The sequence below is a fragment of the Gynurincola endophyticus genome (assembly GCF_003991195.1).
GTDB lineage: Bacteria > Bacteroidota > Bacteroidia > Chitinophagales > Chitinophagaceae > Gynurincola > Gynurincola endophyticus.
Window position 1 is genome coordinate 277,864 of the sequence record NZ_RCWL01000001.1, and the last position, 19,597, is coordinate 297,460.

Sequence of the window (19,597 nt, forward strand, 5' to 3'; positions counted from 1 at the left end):
TTAAAAAAAGAACTGTCTCTGAAAAGAGACAGTTCTTGCCTATTTATATCTTTTCTCTGATATTATTAATTACGTCCTGTAATTGATCTGCATTTTGCCCTCCGGCGGTTGCCAGCGTTTTTTGTCCGCCTCCACCACCTTTAATCAACGGAGCTACAACCTGTTTAATCAATTGGCCTGCATCTAATCCTTTTTCTGCAGCTGTTTTTTCATCGATACTGATTGCTACGGCAGCTTTTCCACCGATATTAGCTACCAATACAGCTACTAACTGAGCATGGTCCTGTTTCAGGTCGTGTGCCAGTTTCTTTAATGCATCGGGGTTGTTGACAGATAATTGCTCACCGATAAATGCAATACCATTTATTGTTACAGCTTTTTGAGCGAGTGTTACTCTTTCACTGTCTAACAGTTTATTCTCGGCTGCTTCCAGTTGTTTTTTTGCAGCAGAGAGTTCCTGTTGAATCTGTTCAACGGCTTTTAATAATTCTTTCGGTTGTTTTAAAGCAGCTTTTACCTGCTTTAATTCTTCAAGTTGTTGTTGCACAAATTGTTCAGCAGCTACTCCGGTGAATGCTTCGATTCTCCTTACGCCTGCAGCCACAGCCCCTTCAGATTTAATTTTAAACAAACCGATTTCGCCGGTTGATGCTACGTGAGTACCACCACAGAGCTCGATAGAAAATGCGGGGTTCATTACTACTACGCGTACGAGGTCACCATATTTTTCACCAAATAATGCCATTGCACCCAAAGCAATTGCTTCATCTTTCGGCATTTCTTTTATTACCACCGGATAGTTTGCACGCACCGCTTCGTTTACAATTTGTTCTACCTGTAATAATTCTTCATCACTCACTTTTGAGAAATGGGAGAAGTCAAAGCGCAGGTATTCGTCGTTGACCAATGACCCTTTCTGGGCTACATGCTCACCAAGAACCTTCCTTAATGCAGCATGCATTAAGTGGGTGGCAGAGTGGTGCAAAGTAGTTTTTAACCTGCGGTGAGTATCAATTTCAGCAAATACTTTTGCTGCCGGATTTTGAGGTAGTTTATCGGTAAAATGAATGATCAGGTCATTCTCTTTTTTAGTATTCGTTACTTCAATCAGTTCTCCATCGAAGTTCAAAGTACCGGTATCTCCTACCTGGCCGCCACTTTCTGCATAAAAAGGAGTGGTTGCCAGAACCAGTTGATAGGAGGTTTTGTTTTTAGCAGTAACTTTTCTGTATTTTATTACATGTGTATTTACTGAAGTATCGGTATAACCGATGAATTTTACAGGTGTTTCTTCTCCCACAATTGCCCAGTCTTCCGTATCGAGGGTAGTCGCCGCTCTGCTACGGTCTTTTTGAGCCTGCATTTCTACTTCAAATCCTTTTTCGTCTACTGACAGTCCTTTTTCCTGAGCAATCAGTTTCGTGAGATCGAGCGGGAAACCGAACGTGTCGTATAATTCAAAAGCCGCTTTACCTTCGATTGTGTTGGTAGAGTTTTGAATCAGGTCATCAATCTTTTTCAAGCCTTTATCGAGTGTTCTCAGAAAGGCTTCTTCCTCTTCTTTAATTACTTTTTCTACAAAGCTTTCCTGTTGTTTTAATTCAGGAAAAACGGTTACAAACTGTGCAGCTAATTCAGGTACCAACTGAAACAGCAAAGGTTGTTTATATTGTAGAGTAGAGTAATAGTAGCGAACGGCTCTTCTTAATATTCTTCTTACAACGTAACCTGCTCCTGTGTTAGAAGGTAATTGTCCGTCGGCGATTGTGAAACAAATAGCTCTGATATGGTCTGACAATACACGTATAGCCACATCAATATTTTCCTGTTCAGATCTTTTATTTGCAGCGGGGTTTGCTTCGGTTGCTTTATAAGGAATTCCGGTAATTTTCTCAATCAACTGAATGGTATGAGAAAATACATCGGTATCGTAGTTAGATGTTTTAGCCTGTAATACTCTTACAAGGCGTTCGAATCCCATTCCTGTATCCACATGTTTGTTAGGAAGAGGTTCAAGGTTGCCATCTTTTAATCTGTTGAACTGAATAAATACGTTATTCCAGATTTCAATGACCTGTGGGTGATCGTTGTTGACAAGTGTTTTTCCATCCACCAGCTTTCTTTCGTTATCGGGGCGGCAGTCGACGTGAATTTCTGTACAAGGTCCGCATGGCCCTGTATCTCCCATTTCCCAGAAATTATCTTTTTTACTACCGAGTAAAATTCTGTCGGCATCAATCCATTTCAACCATTCCTGTTTGGCTTCTTCGTCTACAGGAAGATTTTCTTTTGTATCACCTCCGAACACCGTAACGTACAATCTGTCTTTGGGTAGTTTATAAACTTCTGTCAGTAATTCCCAGCTCCAGGCAATTGCTTCGGTTTTGAAGTAATCGCCAAAGCTCCAGTTTCCGAGCATTTCGAACATGGTATGGTGATAGGTATCTACCCCCACTTCTTCGAGGTCGTTGTGTTTACCGCTTACCCGCAAACATTTTTGGGTATCGGCGACGCGGGTAAAAGGAGCTTTTTTATTTCCAAGAAAATAGTCTTTGAACTGGTTCATACCCGCGTTGGTGAAAAGTAGTGTAGGGTCATTTTTCACTACAATTGGGGCAGACGGAACGATTTGGTGTCCTTTAGACGAAAAAAAATCTAAAAATTGTTGACGAATTATACCAGCTGTGCTCATAAAAAACGTTCTATAAAAAATATCTAAGTGGAAATTGATAATATTTCGAAAAAAAACCCGTTGAAAACTGCTAAGCGACAGCCTTATACACTAGTTTTTATGCAAAAAATGATCATTTTCCTGTAGGTTTGTAAGAAGGTCAATATTAACCAGTGCAAAGGTAATCGAAATAAAAGACTGTTTTTTGGAAAAAAGAAGAAGACTGTGCAGGTTTCATGAAAAAAATTAAATACTACTATAATACAAATACGTTACGCTACGAGAAGTTAGAGACTCCGCTCAGGGTAAAAGTGCTGCGTGTATTGGGGTTTATATCGGCGGCGGGTGTAACTGCTTTTATCATATTAACGATTGCCTATCGTTACTTTCCGTCTATGAATGAGAAAAGGTTGATCCAGGACAATCTGACACTTCAACAGCAGTTTTACTCGTTAGAAGACCAGACGCAGGATCTCCAGGTTCGTTTACATGAATTAGAAAAACGGGATAATGAGGTATACCGTACTATTTTTGAGGCCGACCCGATTCCGGATTCTGTACGTTTAAAAGAGATGGAAATAAAGAAGGAACAGGCGATAGTGGCACAAATGGCTAATTTTCAATTAGAAAAGTCAATTGTGAATACTATTAATAATTTAAAGGTGCGGATTACTGCCCAGGAGAAATCATACACTGAAATTGCTGATTTTATCAGAGATAAAGAACTGTTACTGGCGGCAACTCCTGCTATTCAGCCGGTGAGTAACAGCGATTTAAAGAGAGTTGCCAGCGGATATGGTTATCGTATCGATCCTGTATATAAAACGGTGAAGTTCCACGCGGGGCTAGACTTTACCGCACCGCAGGGTACTCCGATTTATGCAACGGCAAACGGAACTGTAAAAGTATCCGGAAACCTGGGCAATGGGTATGGTAATCATGTGATAATCAATCATGGATATGGATATGAAACACTATATGGACACATGTTCCGCATAAAAGTATCCAAGGGGCAAAAGGTAAAAAGAGGGGAGATTATCGGTTGGGTAGGAAGTACCGGAAAATCTACCGGCCCACACTGTCACTACGAAGTACATAAGAACGGAAGACCGCTGGATCCGGTATATTTCTTCTACAATGATTTAACACCTGAACAATTCGATCAGTTATTGAAATTAGCCGCTTCATCGAATCAAAGTTTCGACTAGGGGATTTACAATTCAGTGACATAAAGCCGTAGGTTTGTAACTAACTTGCACTGCAATGGATGTGGTTACATCGAGAGAATTATAAAACAAATCGAACTTTTGTTTTATAGAGTTGTTAAATGCTTTTAGAAATGGAAATCATACCCGACATATTAACATTGGCGTACAAGTATCCGATCATGTATCATGAGCTGGATCCTTTGTTGGTGAAAGACAAGCAAATTCCTCAATCAATTCAATATAATATTTCCAGATTTAGAAAAAAAGCTAACTGGAATATTGAAGATACCGGGATGTTTTGTTATTACTATCATCCCAGTAATCCTGATTTAAACTTTATAGAGTTAAAATTCTGTTTATTAGGTAATGTGTATTGCGCTGAGAAGGCGACTGAGTGCAACCAGTGTAAAGTTGGTTTACACCAGCAGTGTGAATCGCGTATCAGCTCGGTAGATGTATTGAGTTTCCGCTTTATGCCTACTCATTTGCAACAGTTTGCACTGTCAAAATTGAGTGAAAATGAGCGTACGGATGCTGTTTTGAATTTTAAACATCCCACTTCTTTTTATAAAGTATTACAACTTTGTCATAAAACGCGTACTATTCTTGAGTCAATTCTGGCAAATGAATACGACGGAATGATGGAGAATATCTATGTGAATGCTCAATCTCAAATGCTATTGTTGTATAGCCTTGAGTGTATTGCTGAAACGGAGCCCGCCAACACTAAAGTTGAGACCTTTACCTGTAAGTTTCTTGCGAATGAGGTAGATCGTGAAAAGATTTATAAAGCACGTGATGTACTATTACAGCATATCGGTGAGCCAATTACGATTAAAGAGCTTAGCAGAAAGGTTGCCATTAACGAATGTTACCTGAAGAAAGGTTTTAAAGAGCTGTTCGGTTCTACTGTATTTGATTTTTATCAAACACAAAGAATGGAGCATGCACGTTATCTTCTTTATGAAAAAGGACTGAGTGTAACCGAAGTTTCCATTATGCTGGGTTACTCCTCGATTTCTCACTTTAGCACTGCTTTCAAAAAGCACACGGGAATTAAACCTTGTGAATTGTTATTGCACTAAAATTGTTTTGAATTAAATAGTCAAGATACAGTAGTTCTTAGTTATAACTAAGAAAGCTATCTGTATGGTTGAGTATAGTATCAAAGATTTAGAACTACTGTCTGGCATTAAAGCACATACGCTACGGATATGGGAAATGCGCTACGGTTTTATATCTCCTGAACGATCTACTCATAATTTCAGAAAGTACAATCAAGATCACCTGAAGATTGTCTTAGTGATTGCATACCTGCAAAAAAACGGCTATAAACTTTCAAAGTTAAAGTCATTGTCAATAGAAGATCTCGAAAAAAAAGCGAGAAGTTTTTCTACAGATATTCAAAAGAATGATAAACGTGTGCTGGATATGATTATCGCTTATCTTGATCTGAATGTTCCATTGTTTGAGTTGTTTGTACAGGAATATATTCAAAGAAGCGGTATAGAGAAAGCCATTAACCATCTTGTAATTCCTTTTATAGAGCGGTCTAAAATATTATATAGTTTTGAAGGGCATCGTTTGTTTGATATTGTTATTAAAAATGTCGTAAAGAACTTCTTTCTTAGTGCAATTACAGCACACAGGGTTATCAATCGGTTGAGGAAAATAGTGGTCATTTTTACACCGGAAGAAAATAATGACGAGGTAGGCTTAAATTACGCCTATTATAGCCTTTACACGAAGGGGCTGACAGTATACAGCGTAGGTGTTGTGGCAAATTTTAATGTTTTGAAGCAGCTAAAAGAAGAGAAGAATATCGCAGCATTTGTAACAATGCTTTCGTATCAGAAGAAATTCAGCCTGGAGAAGTTTATGTATTTCTTTCACCAGAATATACCAGATGTACCACTTATCGTATTGGGAACCAGCACGGAAACTTATCAGGGACGAGTACCGAAGAATATAATCATCAAAAAAAGCATATCAGACGCTGTAAAGATCTTTCAGTAAACATTCTTACCGGAAACCCTCTATGGAAAGGTTTAAAATACGCTTAAATTTAACATTCCATATGGTTGTTTTAACAATAAATCTGCCCATATTTTAGTACTTTTGTATAACTAAAACAACAGTGAAATGTCGACGGTAGAATTCAATAAAATGTTGGTGAATAATGCAGAGTTTTTAAAACCCTTTGCAATCACTTTAACACGAGATTCTGAAGCGGCAAAAGATCTTTATCAGGAAACTCTTTATCGTGCATTAGCGAATAAAGATAAATACAATGTTGGTACAAATATCAAGGCCTGGTTGTACACAATCATGCGTAATATTTTCATCAACAATTATCGCAGAAAGTCTAAGCATCAAACGATTTTTGACAGTACACCGAATGATTTTCTGTTAAATCAAAATCAAGCAATCACCGCAAATGCTGCGGAAGCAAACTTGAGATTGAAAGATATTCAAGAAGCTATTTATAAACTTCCTGAGATTTTTCGAAATCCGTTTCTACTTTATTTTGATGGTTTTAAATACCATGAGATAGCTGAAATGCTTGGTGAGCCTTTGGGTACCATAAAAAGCAGAATACACTTTGCACGAAAGTTGCTAAAGGCTCATATACAACGCCATTAATAAAATGCCTCCCTCTTAAAGGAGGCATTTTTGTTTACTGCTGACAAGTCTTATCTTAGTATTCCCCATCGTTACCGCACAGCCTTAGAAAAATAATTCTATTTAATCACTCATTTTAAGCTTTCATGAAAGTTGTTTTGGTAAACGAACACGATCAGGCCATTGGAGAAATTGAAAAAATGGCTGCCCATGAGCAGGGATTGCTTCATCGGGCTTTCAGTGTTTTTCTGATGAATGACCAGCACCAGATTTTAATGCAACAAAGAGCTTTTGATAAATATCATAGTGGTGGGTTATGGACAAATACCTGTTGCTCGCATCCACAACCCCATGAAACCATTAAGGAAGCTGCTGAGCGCCGATTACTGGAGGAGTTAAATATAATAGCTACAGTTTCCCCATTTTATGAATTTGTATATCGTCATGAATTTGAAAACGGTTTAATTGAACATGAATATGATCATGTATTAACAGGTTACTATAATGGAGTCTGCACCGTTAACCCTGAGGAAGTAGCCGGAGTTCAATGGATGTCAGTTTCTGCAATCGATACAGCACTTGAAGCATACCCAGAAAAATATACTTATTGGTTTAAATTGGCTTATCCGGCAATTCGGGAATGGATTTTGATGTAAAATGCATATATACATGTATTCAATCCGTTTCCCTCTGATGCTGCAATAGAACTGTTACGTATATATAGTGATAAGTGGTTTTTTAAGTTCAATTGCAAATTTTATGAAAACAAATCTTCTTACGAAATACCTCTTTCAGAGGTGTTACAGCTTGCTATTCCCATTCTCCATTATCATCAACGATTATTTGCTTTTCAGTTCATGAAATGATGTTTCATGAGAAATGACATTTCCTCGTCTGCTACAGCCTAAAAAGCAGTACGAATAAATTTTATTTAGTTACTTGAACCAATTCGATATAAAGTCCAACTATGAGAAATATTTTATTACTTCTAATTACAGTTGTAATCAGTACAGCTACGTGTGCCCAGATTAATTATTCTGCACTTGATTTTTCTTCTTACAAACCTTATCAGCATCGTTTTTTATATGGCGTAAACCTCGGGTATTACGGGCAAAGCTGGGATGATAAAGCACTTGCCGACATCGCCGCAGGAAATACGGCAAAAAACGTAGATGGTGCAGGCATCCGGTCGTTTAGACCACCTCTGCCAGGTTATTTTGTTGACTTTTATGGTTATGATGTTCGTTTGCAAGAGTTTGAATATTTTAAAACACTGGGCGTTGAACATAATACTATTATGTTAGGATGGCCGTCTGACCGGGTGAGGGAAACTTACGATTATGGTTGTGGAGAAAACTCAAAGATGTTCGGAAACATGTATCTGCCCATATGGGATAACGGCGAAAATGGAACACCTTATAATGATGATAATCATTACGCCGCTTATGTTTATGAAATTGTTACGCGCTATAAAGGATATACCAAATTCTGGGAAGTAATGAACGAGCCGGATTTTGATATAGCTTCTCAGGCCTGGTTAAATGATGATCAGCCGAATAACTGGTGGACGAATAATCCGTCTCCCTGTGCACTACTAAACATGAAAGCACCTATTCATTCTTATATCAGAATGCTACGTATTTCATATGAAATTATTAAAACCCTTGACCCCGACGCCTATGTTTGTATCGGAGGAATCGGTTATCCCAGTTTTCTGGATGCAGTACTGAGAAATACCGACAATCCGGGTTCCGGAGCTGTTACGGCAGACTTTCCGTTAAAAGGTGGGGCTTATTTTGATGTATTGAGTTTTCATAGTTATCCCATGTACAAACTTGGGGTATGGAGCAATGCCGCTAACGGATTTGTTTATAAACGGCATTCGGATGAAGCAGCAGCCGTTTTTATAAGAGATAAAGACGATCTCGATGAAGTGCTGATAAAACATGGGTTTGATGGAATCTCTTACCCGGAGAAAATATGGATTTGTACCGAAAGTAATATTTCCCGCATCCGGTCTGAAAGCTATATTGGTTCAGAAAGAGCCCAATTGAATTATGTATTAAAAGCGCAGGTGCTTTCTCAGAAGAATAAAATCATGCAACACTATTTGTTTGTATTAGGCGAGCCGAAATCAGAGGCAAATTCTTCAGATCCGTTTGATTTCATGGGGTTGTATAAACAATTAGAAAATACCGGTCCGCTTTCGAATAGCCAGCAATACCGTGTAACCTATACAGAGTCTGGAGTAGGATTAAGAACAATGTCTACGGAATTACTCGGATTTTTTTACGATTCACTTCTTACTACTCAACTTGAATTAAATGAATACATTGATGGTGCGGCTTTTAGAGATCTGGAAGGAACAATAAAATATGTACTTTGGGCAAAAACAACTACTGACTTTTCTGAGGATGCCTCCTATTTATATAAACTTCCGGCAAGTTTTGACCAAACACAGTCGTTGGTCAGTATTGACTGGCAGGGGAATGAAAAATTATTAAACCTCAGTCAGATAGCATTGAATGCCACACCAGTAATTATAAAGTCTCCAGGAGGGCTATTGCCACATTATCCTTCAAAAAATAATATAGAAGATGACAGGGTGTGGGGATATAAGCTTTACCCCAATCCTGTTGTTGATCAACTACAGTTTGAATATACACTGAAAGAAAATGAGCGGGTGAGTTTGCAGATCATTCATCAGAATGGTTCTATTCTTAATACAGTGATTAGTAATGTAGTGAAGCCAGCAGGTAAAAATATAGAAGTAATCAATGTGGCTGCATTATCAAAGGGAATGTATTTTATAAGAATTGTTACTGACAAGAAGTATAAAGTGTTTTCTTTTGTAAAACAATAGTTTATTCATATTGTCTGTTGTTCGTATGATGCTCTATCCGAATAAAAATAAGGATAGAGCATTTTTTATAAAGCGTAGTTGTTGCTAAAAAAAGTGTTTTTGCTTTCTCACTTTTATTTTTTGTTTTTAGATCAGATGATCATAATTGGCAATGTAATTGATAAGTGTTGAATGAATTAATCAATTGCAATGAAAACAGGTCTCTTTGCCCTAACACTACTCTTGTGTGGTTTACAATCTACTGCTCAAATAAATTTTACTGCTTTAGATAAAGGAAGTATTCATCCTTATCCTTATCCCTATTTATATGGCATCAATTCAGGAAGTTTTGATAATACCTGGGATGATAAATCGCTGGCTGATCTTGCTGCCGGAAATCCTTCGAAAAATGTGGCAGGGGTGGGTGCAAAAACTTTTCGTCCGCCATTACCAGGTTATTTTCTTGATTACTGGGGATATGATATAAGACTTGCAGAGTTTCAGCATTATCAATCGATTGGTGTAAGGGACAATGCAATTATTTTAGGTTGGCCTGTAGAAGCACAACGTGAGCGAACAAGATATGGTGGTTGCGGAGATGAGTCAAGAATGTTTGCCAATATGTATGAACCCATTTGGGATAATGGCGAGAACGGTACTCCGATCAATGAAAATAATTACTATGCTTTATATGTATACAATGTAGTTACACGCTATAAAGGATATGCAAAGTTTTGGGAAATTATGAATGAACCTGATTATGATATCAGTTCATCTGGATGGTTGGAACGTGATCAGCCCGGTAACTGGTGGGATAATAATCCTTCACCTTGCTCATTGCTCAATATGAAAGCACCTATTTTTACTTATATCCGCATGTTGAGAATCAGCTATGAGGTGATTAAAAGTATTGACCCAACTGCTTATATCTGTACCGGAGGATTAGGGTTACCCAGTTTTCTGGATGCTGTGCTGAGGAATACGGATAATCCGGTAGACGGATCTGTCACCAGTGAATACCCTAACAAAGGCGGTGCATATTTTGATGTGTTGAGTTTTCACAGCTATCCGCTTTTTAAACTGTCGAGCTGGAGTAATGAACTGAACGGCTTTAAATACGAAAGACATACCGATAAAGCTATAGAAGTATTTATTAAAGATAAAAACACTATGGACAGTGTTTTGCAATTATACGGCTTTGACGGAAATACTTATCCTGAAAAATATTTTATCTGTTCGGAAAATAATATTTCCCGGAAACAAACTGAAAATTATATAGGTTCTGATATTGCTCATCTGAATTTCACCATGAAAGTACAGGTGGCCTGTCAGAAAAATAATATTCTTCAACATTATATTTTCAATGTTGCAGAAAACAAAAACTGGAACGAATCGAATGATCAGTTTCAGTATATGGGTATGTATTCTAATATTATGGGAAAGGGCCCTTTAGGAAATGCAGGTCAGTACCTGGCTACAAAAACAGATGCCGGCCAGGGGCTCACTGTTATTGCACAACAGTTATTAGATTACACTTATGATGAAGCACTGACCAATGCTATGCAATTGCCCAATACTATTGACGGAGCCGCATTCAAAAATTCATTAAATAATACAGCATTTGTATTGTGGGCAAAAACTACCAGAGATCAGTCTGAAGAAGCATATACCACTTATAACTTCCCGGCGGCCATAAAAATGCCGGTAGCTGTTAAAAAATATAGCTGGAATGGAGTAGAGGAAAATATCAGTACTACGAATATTATTTTAAACGGAACTCCGGCTATTTATAAAGTGGATGACAATATACTCAACTATGTTAAACCGGAAGAAAAAGAATCAACGATCAGGTTGTATCAACTAAAACTTTATCCTAATCCTGCAATTACTCAATCTCAGTTGCAGTTTTCAATAAGAGTAAGGGAGAATGTCAGTGTAAGGATTTACAGTACAAGCGGCTCTCTGGTAAAGTCGATTGTTAATCAACAAGGGTTTTTACAGGGTACGCATGTAATACCTATTCAAACTACTGAGTTGGCCAGCGGGCAGTATTATTTACTGTTTGAGTCTGATCAGAAAAAAGCGATGATTCCATTTGTAATTGCACGCTGATAATAATATGAAATAGTAAAAACGTCCACCACTATACAGTGGTGGACGTTTTTTATGTAACAATCGCTAATTGAATACGCGAAAATTAGTTAATATAATTATTTAACAGATTGGTAATGCGAAAATATAAAGAAGACAATATTAGTACTGGTATATTTGAATTTTGTATAAATGGAAAATTTTATTCAAAAGATAAAAGAAGGTGATGAAGCGGCTTTTACAGAATTGTATGAGCAGTACCATGTGCCATTGCAAAAGTATATTTTTCAGTATACAAGATCCACTTTTCTATCGGAAGAAGTAACTCAGATTGCTTTTTCTAAACTTTGGGAGAAGAGAGAAAATATTTCTCAAGACTACCCGATAACCGTTCAGCTTTTCAGGATTGCAAAAAGTTCTGTGATTGATCTGCTGCGTAAAGAAAAGTTCAGATATGTTTCTGAAATTGACGAGCATATTGAAAATACTACTACCGCCCCGGTGGTAGATATGCATAATAAAGAAAACCTGCATACTGCAATAAAAGCAATAGAAGGGCTGCCGCCTGTGATGCGAAAGGTTTTTAAACTTAACCGTATTGAAGGTTATAGTTATAAAGAAATAGCTGCTTTAATGCAAATCTCTTCAAAAACAGTAGAGTCTCATTTGTACAAGGCTGTAAAACAACTGAAGAAGAAAATGGAAGTCCTTTTCTTTATCCTTTTTTAGTTCCTGCTTTCCTCATTGTTAACAAATTATTACCTGGTAAGGGATAATGTTTCCTCAAACGAATTATAATTAAATGCTAGAGCCGAGTAAAGAAATAATACAAAGGTTCTTTGATGGAACCTGTTCTGTTGAAGAAGTTAGTTTAGTAAAAAAATACTTTGCAAATCATCCGGAAGCATTGGCTTCTTATATGAATGAAGAAAACTGGTTATTGTTTTTAGAAGAGTATGAGCAGGAGGTAGCGGATGCGCAAAGAATTTTTATTAATCACCCTGTAAATAAACGAAATTATTTTAACAGGCTGAGCAGGGTTTCTGTTGCTGCAGGTATACTGATGTTATTGGCATTGGGCATATGGAAAATAGGCTTTGATGAAGATCACCAGGTAGTTGCCGATACTAATCGTGATGGTGCCGGTAAAACGACGATCATTCTGGCAAAGAAGATTATTATTGAAAATACTACTAATGAAGAGCAGGTGTATTTGTTACCCGATTCAAGCGTGGTTAATTTGTATGCAAACAGCTCAATACGGTATGAGCACCCCTTTCCTGTTGATAGCAGACCGGTTATACTGAAAGGAAAAGCGATGTTCGACGTGAGTAAAGATACAGAGAAAGCATTTACAGTGTATGCAGGAAATATCTCTACTACCGCTCTGGGAACCAGGTTTCTGGTAGATGAAGAGTTTTCCGGTGTAAATGTAAAGTTATATAGTGGTAAAGTAGCTGTTAGAAATGTGCTGGATAGTAATGATAGTCATATGGTTTTTTTAATGCCAATGCAGGAGTTTTCTTATCGTTTGTCAACCGGAAAAGTAAGCAAGAAAACATTTAAAAGTGTTCTGCAACAAGTTGAAAAGAAAACATCACCGGTTACAGAACAACATTTATCAGAGCTGATATTTAATCAGACTCCTTTAAAAACGGTTCTTGACCAGTTAAAGAAAAAAGAAAAAATAGATATAATATATCATAACGAATTGTTTCCTCAGAACATGACATATACAGGACGTTTCGATTCAAGAAAAGAATCGGTATATGAGTTTTTGCAGTTGTTGGCAAAACTTAACGGATTTCAAATTGATAAAACAGATAATGGCTATTATATAACACAGCCATAGATTAACAAAATTTAGTGGGATTTTATTATTTACTACCGGCGTTGAGCGGGTAGAAGGGAATGCTTTGTTTAAACTTTAGTAATATATCATGAAAATCAGATTACGAATTTTGCTGATCACTACCATGCTAACGGGAAGCATGGCAACTCTGCAAGCTCAACAAAATGGCAATGGTAGAATTGCCGGAAATGTTAGAGACACTGCTAATAAACCGATTGCTCATGCATCGGTAGAAGTACTCAACCAGAAAACAAACTTTAAAAAAGAACAGTATGCTGATGAAAGTGGATTCTTCGCTTTTGAAAATGTTCCTGCCGGTGACGGATATAAAATTATTGTAGGTGCCATTGGTTATCTGAAAGATACTTTGTCTGGATACAAAGTAGCCGCGAATGGTAATATTTCAGTTTCAGTGACATTGAAGAATGAAGACAAGTCTTTATCTGAAGTAGTGGTAATCGGATATGGTACGGTAAAAAAAAGAGATGTAACCGGTTCAATCAGTACTGTGAAATCTGATAAGATTGCTGAGTTTCCGGTTTCTGATCCTGTACAATTATTACAGGGACGTGTTGCCGGTTTGGTTGTTCAGACTCAGTCGTGGCAGCCTGGTGGAAACATGCAGATCAGAGTACGCGGTAACAGGTCAATAACTGCGAATAATTCTCCTTTGTATGTAGTAGATGGAATTCCGATTGAAGATGCTATTAACCAGTTAACTCCAAACGATATTGAATCGATGGAGATTTTAAAAGATGCTTCTGCTACAGCTATATATGGCAATCGTGGCGCGAACGGGGTAATTATCATTACTACCAAAAAAGGATTTAAAGGTAAAACCGTAGTAGAATACAATAGCTTCATCGGTCCGCAGAAAAACAGGAAAATGCCTGAGTTGATGGACGCAGCCTCTTTCGTTGAATATTCCAGAGAAGCACAACGCAATTCACTGGGAGGTCAATATGATGCGAAACCCAACAGAGAACTTGATTTTAAAAATGAGCAATTGGTGGCTACTCCTTACATGCGTGCCAATATGGAACGTGCGTGGGAGAGTGGTGAATATGATGCTTCAAAATTGATCAGCACAGACTGGATTGGTTATGGACTTCGTGAAGGTTTATTGCAAGATCATCAGATCAGTGTACGTGGTGGAAATGAACCTACTCAGTTTCTTATTTCAGGTGATTACTTTTATAATAAAGGTGTTGTGAGAGATCAGGATTTTAAGCGTTATTCTATCAGGTTAAATGCAAGACAAGCAATTACTGATAATATACGTGTAGGTACAGAAACTGTATTTTCAAGGTCCACTCAGAATGCCGGTTGGAGTGTGTTTGACGGTTATGGACTGAAAAGTTTTAATCCGCTGGCATCTCCTTATGAAGAAGACGGAACTACTTTAGCATTGTTTCCGACCAACAATACACGTACTCCCAATCCATTAACGAATTTTGACCATTCAAAAAGAGTTAGAAATGTTGACAGATTTTTGGGTAACTATTATTTAGAAGTGTCATTCCTCAATAACTTTAAGTTGAGAAGTAATCTCGGGTTAGATTACAGACTATTTCAGTCATTAAACTTTGATGCTTCCAACACAGCAAATGCCGGTGGTGAAGCTCCGTCATCAGCCTCCAACAGTACTTCAAAAATGTTTAGCTATATTCTTGAAAATGTTTTGAGCTACAACAAAACATTTGGAGGAGATCATAATATTTTTTTTACGGCAGTACAATCCATTCAGTCTGAACAGAACGAATCAGCAGGTATTTCCGTTAAGGATTTACCTTATGATCAACAGTTATACTATAATGTTGGAAGTGCATTGACGATTAACGGTGTTAGCAGTAATCTTTCTAAGTGGAATTTAGCATCGTTTATGGGAAGATTAAACTATAGTTTCAGAGGAAAATACCTGGCTACGGTTTCAACAAGATATGATGGATCGTCAAGATTAGCTGTAGGGAAAAAATGGGTAGCATTCCCTTCGGTGGCATTAGCATGGCGTATTAAAGAAGAAAACTTTCTTATTGATTCAAGAGTAATTGATGATTTGAAACTACGTGTTGGTTGGGGTAGAACCGGTAACTCAGGTATTAGTCCTTATACTACCTGGGGCAAACTCACTACTGTACGCTATGTATTTGGAGGGTCAAGTACTTTAGGGTTTTCTCCAACCGAAATGATTAATCCGAATCTGACATGGGAAACCACCGGCCAGTATAATGCGGGTATCGACTTCTCTCTATTCAGAGGAAGAGTGTCAGGTAGCATTGAAGGATATCTTCAGAATACACATGATTTGTTGTTAAACAGACAATTGCCGATTGTATCGGGCTTCAGCTATATTTTATCGAATGTAGGTAAAACGAGAAACAAAGGATTGGAATTGACAGTTAGAACTGTAAATGTTCAGAAGAAAAATTTTGAATGGAGTACCGATTGGATTTTTGCCGCTAACAAAGAAGAAATCGTTGAGCTGTACAATGGAAAAGTAGATGATATCGGGGCGCAATGGTTTATCGGTAAGCCGGTGAATGTATATTACGATTTAGGAAATAATGGTATCTGGCAAAATACAGCTGAAGACTTAGCTGAAATGGCAAAGTACAATGCAAACGGTTCAACTTTTAAGCCGGGAGATATTCGTCCGTTAGATAAAAACGGTGACTACAAAATAGATGCAAACGACAGATATATCATCGGACAATTAGCTCCAAAATGGACTGCGAGTTGGGCGCACAATTTCCGCTACAAAAATTTTGATGCAAATATCTTTTTAGTGGGGATGTTCGGGCAAACGGTAAATCATGATTTGGATATGCGTTTTGACGGAAGATATAATCAACCTGCATTCGATTACTGGACGCCAACGCATGCCAGTAAATTATACCCAAGACCATTATTAGGTACCGCCAGTGTTAATTATCTGAGTACGCTGAATTATTACAGTGGCTCATATGTAAGAGTACAAAATATCACAGTAGGTTACACCGTACCAAAGCCATCGTCTAACCTGTTTAATAAGTTGAGGGTATATGCAAGTATTCAAAACCCATTCCTGATTACAAACTTTCCGGGAACAGATCCTGAAGGTGCGGCAGGTTTTGATAACCCGAGTGTGACTTCATTTTTACTGGGGCTGAATATTGCATTTTAAAAAATAATAAACATTAAGTTATGCGAAATCATCTATCTAAATATATACTGATTTTCTCTTTTACAATAATGATTACTTCATGTCAGAAGTTTCTTGAAGAGAAAGTAATATCACAGGTTTCTTATCAATTATATGAAACAGAAGAAGGTATTGAAGGCGCGCTGGTAGCTGCTTATAATACACTGAGACTTGGTGTATATAGCGAATATATGCTTACCTTAAATGACGCTGGAACAGATTTGTTCGCTTTGGGTTCGGATGGCAACACCGCTTTTAACCAATATCTTGCAACACTGTCTTCTCAGGTAGGAAAGTTGAATAATTTTTGGGATTATCACTATAAAGGTATTGCAGAGTGTAACGTAACAATTGATTACTTACCAAAGGTAGAAATGCGTGCAGCCAGAAAGGTAGAAATGGAAGCAGAGGCAAAGTTTCTGAGAGCTATGTATTATTTTGACCTCGTACAACAGTTCGGAAATATTCCGCTGGTACTGGAATCGTATGATAAAGCTAAAACTGATTTTAAGAGAGCTGCGGTGAAAGATGTTTATAATGCAATACTCAATGACCTGAACTACTCATATGCTAACTTACCGGCAGGAGGTGTGGCAAGAGGACGAGCTTATAAAGCCGCCGCCGCACATTTGCTGTCGAAAGTATACCTTTCAAGAGGAAGTGCCGTTTCTCAAACACAAAGAGAAATAAGAGGAACGCAGGCTTCTGATATGGATAGTGTTATTAAATATTCAAAACTGATTGTAGATCAACAGTTGGGCAATTTTAATCTGGTAGATGATTTTGCACAATTATTCAATATACAGAATCAGGTAAATAATGAAGTGATTTTTGCGGTACAGTTTACTGAGAACGTATTGGATAATGATAATGGTAATCAAATGCACCTTTACCACGTACCACAATATGATGCCGTGAATACCAAAATTCTAAAACGTTCGGTGGAATACGGCAGACCTTATCGCCGTTTAAGACCTACTCCTTTTGTATATGACGGATTATATGGCGCAACACGTAAATATGATTCAAGATTTGTGAAATCATTTGTATGGGGATATATTGCCAATGCCGCATCGAACGGAATCGTAACTACCGCAGGTAATACGATAAATGTGAATATAGGCGATACTGCTATTTATTTTTCACCAGTATACTACAATACAGAAACTGAATTACAGGCTGCTATACAGGAGAATAAACGATTTGCCGTATATCTGCCATTCAATACTTATCGCCCGGTTTCAATGAATTTCATCTTTCCGGGTTTAAGAAAATGGCTGGATCCTCTTCGGCCTACTACCAACGAAACAAGAGGCAGCCGTAACTGGGTAATGATGCGTTATGCCGAAACATTGTTGATTCTGGCAGAGGCCTATGGAAGAAAGGAAGACTATGCTAATGCAGCTTACTATATCAACCAGGTAAGAAAACGTGCAGCTTATAAAGAAGGAGAATCTAAAACCACTCAGTACTGGACGTTTGAAGGCGGAGATTATGCTGACAGATATAAATCTACAGTTGCTGAAATGGAGATAACTTCTGCTGATATTAGTTCAAACTTTGTAGACTATATGCTTGATGAAAGAGGACGGGAAATGATTGGTGAGCTGAATAGATGGGAAGATCTTGTGAGATGTGAAAAGCTGGTGGAGCGCGTAAGAAAATATAATCCGGAAGCAGGCAATATCAGAGATTTTCATATTGTTCGCCCGATTCCGCAAAGTCATATCGACCGGTTAAGCCCAAGAGGTTCGGATAGTGAAGAGCAAAATCAAGGATATTATTAATCGTTTAAAAAGAAGAAAGTAATGAGAAAGAATATTTTTTTATTAATAGCTTTTATATGTGGCATCGTTCTGAATGTATCTGCTCAGCAAAAAGATCCGGAAAGGATAAAACAGCTAAACGAAAAATTAGTAAATGCTAATAGCGATAAGGTGATGATTGCTGCACATAGAGGTGCTCATTTGAATGCACCTGAAAATTCACTCTTATCGTTTCAACATGCTATTGATATGGAAATTGATATAGTAGAGTTAGATGTAAGATGTACCAAAGATCATCAGCTGGTAGTGATTCATGATAAAACAGTAGACCGTACTACTAATGGTAAAGGGAATGTAGACAGTTTCACTTTTGATGAGATCAGAAAACTGAAGTTGACGCATAAAGGGCAATTGACGGATCAGCAAATTCCGACATTGGAGGAAGCACTCCTTTTAATGAAAGGAAAAATATTGATCGATCTGGATATAAAATCAGCAATTTGTATCGATAAAATTATCCAAACGGTAAAAGAAACCGGATCCATTTCATCCTGCATCGTTTTTACAGGTGATCCGAAACACGTGGAAATGTTGAAGAAAGATAATAAAGAGTTTAAAACTTTATTACGTACACATAGTGAAGCTGAAGTGAAAAAATACCTGAATGAAGTAAAACCTGAAGCTGCACACCTGGATGAATCTCATTACACCAGGGCTGTTTCAGAATTTGTAAAATCGAAAGGAACAAGAGTTTGGATGAATGCTTTAGGGAAAGTAGATGAAAAGGTAACAAAGGGTAAAGTGGAGGCGTTTGATGAATTGCTGAAAAACGGTGCAAATATTATACAAACAGATCAGCCTGAGTTATTAAAGAAAAGACTGATTTATCTGGGACGATATTAATAAAAATTTCGAGAACGATTCATTTATTAGTAAAACCTTATTCTTGAAATCATCACATGTGGGAGATGGAATAGATGATTTCATTTCCTGCATGTTTTGAAAGTTTGTTTACCTTGTTGTGTATAATCTGCGTAAGTATATATATCTGTAAAATCAAATGAAGATTATTAAGTAATTATTACGAATGCGAAAACGATTGCGTATAAATTCTACTAATAAGATACAAAATAATATCCATATTTCCAAATCAGCTCCTATATTGTGATATGTGAATACATGCTAATGTATAACACGCTCTTTTGTTAGAATCCTTCATTGATTACATTAAGTTAATCTGTAAGTAACGTTGTGGTAACATTGTGAAATTTATTTTGCGCCTGTAAAAATGCAGAAAAGATGGTATCGCTGAATATACCAACGCTTGCTTTTCATTACCCGTTTGGAATGATCAATATGAATGT

The 19,597-nt window shown here is 37.4% G+C and carries 13 protein-coding genes; 12 read left to right on the top strand and 1 reads right to left on the bottom strand.

Annotated features, from left to right (window positions below):
• Positions 1–43: 43 nt before the first annotated feature.
• Positions 44–2,692 carry an alanine--tRNA ligase gene (gene alaS / locus D9O48_RS01260; RefSeq protein WP_126969788.1) on the bottom strand — a complete coding sequence of 883 codons (2,649 nt, stop codon included), beginning with the start codon at positions 2,690–2,692 and terminating at the stop codon, positions 44–46.
• A 215-nt stretch (positions 2,693–2,907) separates the two neighbouring features.
• On the opposite strand from alaS, the gene D9O48_RS01265 reads away from it, so the two are divergent.
• The 12 genes from D9O48_RS01265 to D9O48_RS01320 all read left to right on the top strand — a co-directional run bounded on the left by D9O48_RS01265 (position 2,908) and on the right by D9O48_RS01320 (position 19,136).
• Positions 2,908–3,879 (top strand): M23 family metallopeptidase, encoded by a 972-nt coding sequence (locus D9O48_RS01265; RefSeq protein ID WP_126969790.1) that lies wholly within the window; start codon positions 2,908–2,910, stop codon positions 3,877–3,879.
• A 131-nt stretch (positions 3,880–4,010) separates the two neighbouring features.
• On the top strand, positions 4,011–4,964 hold the full coding sequence (locus D9O48_RS01270) for a helix-turn-helix domain-containing protein (protein ID WP_126969792.1): 954 nt from the start codon (positions 4,011–4,013) through the stop codon (positions 4,962–4,964).
• 64 nt (positions 4,965–5,028) lie between these two features.
• On the top strand, positions 5,029–5,895 hold the full coding sequence (locus D9O48_RS01275) for a MerR family transcriptional regulator (RefSeq protein WP_126969794.1): 867 nt from the start codon (positions 5,029–5,031) through the stop codon (positions 5,893–5,895).
• A 126-nt stretch (positions 5,896–6,021) separates the two neighbouring features.
• Positions 6,022–6,522, top strand: a complete 501-nt coding sequence (locus D9O48_RS01280) for an RNA polymerase sigma factor (protein ID WP_126969796.1) — start codon at positions 6,022–6,024, stop codon at positions 6,520–6,522.
• A gap of 125 nt (positions 6,523–6,647) precedes the next feature.
• Complete coding sequence (gene idi / locus D9O48_RS01285) at positions 6,648–7,157, top strand: isopentenyl-diphosphate Delta-isomerase (RefSeq protein WP_126969798.1); 510 nt, start codon at positions 6,648–6,650, stop codon at positions 7,155–7,157.
• A gap of 311 nt (positions 7,158–7,468) precedes the next feature.
• The gene (locus tag D9O48_RS01290; RefSeq protein WP_126969800.1) at positions 7,469–9,364 is read left to right on the top strand and encodes a T9SS type A sorting domain-containing protein; all 1,896 of its coding nucleotides are present in this window, start codon (positions 7,469–7,471) and stop codon (positions 9,362–9,364) included.
• 189 nt (positions 9,365–9,553) lie between these two features.
• Entirely contained in the window at positions 9,554–11,455 is a 1,902-nt protein-coding gene (locus D9O48_RS01295; RefSeq protein WP_126969802.1) for a T9SS type A sorting domain-containing protein, read from the top strand.
• A 171-nt stretch (positions 11,456–11,626) separates the two neighbouring features.
• Positions 11,627–12,163: an RNA polymerase sigma factor gene (locus D9O48_RS01300; protein ID WP_126969804.1), complete on the top strand. Its 537-nt coding sequence runs from the start codon at positions 11,627–11,629 to the stop codon at positions 12,161–12,163.
• Between the two features lie 73 nt (positions 12,164–12,236).
• Complete coding sequence (locus D9O48_RS01305) at positions 12,237–13,286, top strand: FecR family protein (protein ID WP_126969806.1); 1,050 nt, start codon at positions 12,237–12,239, stop codon at positions 13,284–13,286.
• Positions 13,287–13,374: 88 nt separating this feature from the next.
• Positions 13,375–16,449 (top strand): SusC/RagA family TonB-linked outer membrane protein, encoded by a 3,075-nt coding sequence (locus D9O48_RS01310; RefSeq protein WP_126969808.1) that lies wholly within the window; start codon positions 13,375–13,377, stop codon positions 16,447–16,449.
• 20 nt (positions 16,450–16,469) lie between these two features.
• Positions 16,470–18,254, top strand: coding sequence for a RagB/SusD family nutrient uptake outer membrane protein (locus D9O48_RS01315; RefSeq protein WP_126969810.1), 1,785 nt, complete (start codon positions 16,470–16,472; stop codon positions 18,252–18,254).
• 21 nt (positions 18,255–18,275) lie between these two features.
• On the top strand, positions 18,276–19,136 hold the full coding sequence (locus D9O48_RS01320; protein ID WP_126969812.1) for a glycerophosphodiester phosphodiesterase family protein: 861 nt from the start codon (positions 18,276–18,278) through the stop codon (positions 19,134–19,136).
• Positions 19,137–19,597 lie beyond the last annotated feature (461 nt).

What these genes read in the sequence shown, in the direction of transcription:
- alaS (WP_126969788.1), bottom strand. Translation starts at nt 2,692, where the DNA reads ATGAGCACAGCTGGTATAATTCGTCAACAATTTTTAGATTTTTTTTCG.
- D9O48_RS01265 (WP_126969790.1), top strand. Translation starts at nt 2,908, where the DNA reads ATGAAAAAAATTAAATACTACTATAATACAAATACGTTACGCTACGAG.
- D9O48_RS01270 (WP_126969792.1), top strand. Translation starts at nt 4,011, where the DNA reads ATGGAAATCATACCCGACATATTAACATTGGCGTACAAGTATCCGATC.
- D9O48_RS01275 (WP_126969794.1), top strand. Translation starts at nt 5,029, where the DNA reads ATGGTTGAGTATAGTATCAAAGATTTAGAACTACTGTCTGGCATTAAA.
- D9O48_RS01280 (WP_126969796.1), top strand. Translation starts at nt 6,022, where the DNA reads ATGTCGACGGTAGAATTCAATAAAATGTTGGTGAATAATGCAGAGTTT.
- idi (WP_126969798.1), top strand. Translation starts at nt 6,648, where the DNA reads ATGAAAGTTGTTTTGGTAAACGAACACGATCAGGCCATTGGAGAAATT.
- D9O48_RS01290 (WP_126969800.1), top strand. Translation starts at nt 7,469, where the DNA reads ATGAGAAATATTTTATTACTTCTAATTACAGTTGTAATCAGTACAGCT.
- D9O48_RS01295 (WP_126969802.1), top strand. Translation starts at nt 9,554, where the DNA reads ATGAAAACAGGTCTCTTTGCCCTAACACTACTCTTGTGTGGTTTACAA.
- D9O48_RS01300 (WP_126969804.1), top strand. Translation starts at nt 11,627, where the DNA reads ATGGAAAATTTTATTCAAAAGATAAAAGAAGGTGATGAAGCGGCTTTT.
- D9O48_RS01305 (WP_126969806.1), top strand. Translation starts at nt 12,237, where the DNA reads ATGCTAGAGCCGAGTAAAGAAATAATACAAAGGTTCTTTGATGGAACC.
- D9O48_RS01310 (WP_126969808.1), top strand. Translation starts at nt 13,375, where the DNA reads ATGAAAATCAGATTACGAATTTTGCTGATCACTACCATGCTAACGGGA.
- D9O48_RS01315 (WP_126969810.1), top strand. Translation starts at nt 16,470, where the DNA reads ATGCGAAATCATCTATCTAAATATATACTGATTTTCTCTTTTACAATA.
- D9O48_RS01320 (WP_126969812.1), top strand. Translation starts at nt 18,276, where the DNA reads ATGAGAAAGAATATTTTTTTATTAATAGCTTTTATATGTGGCATCGTT.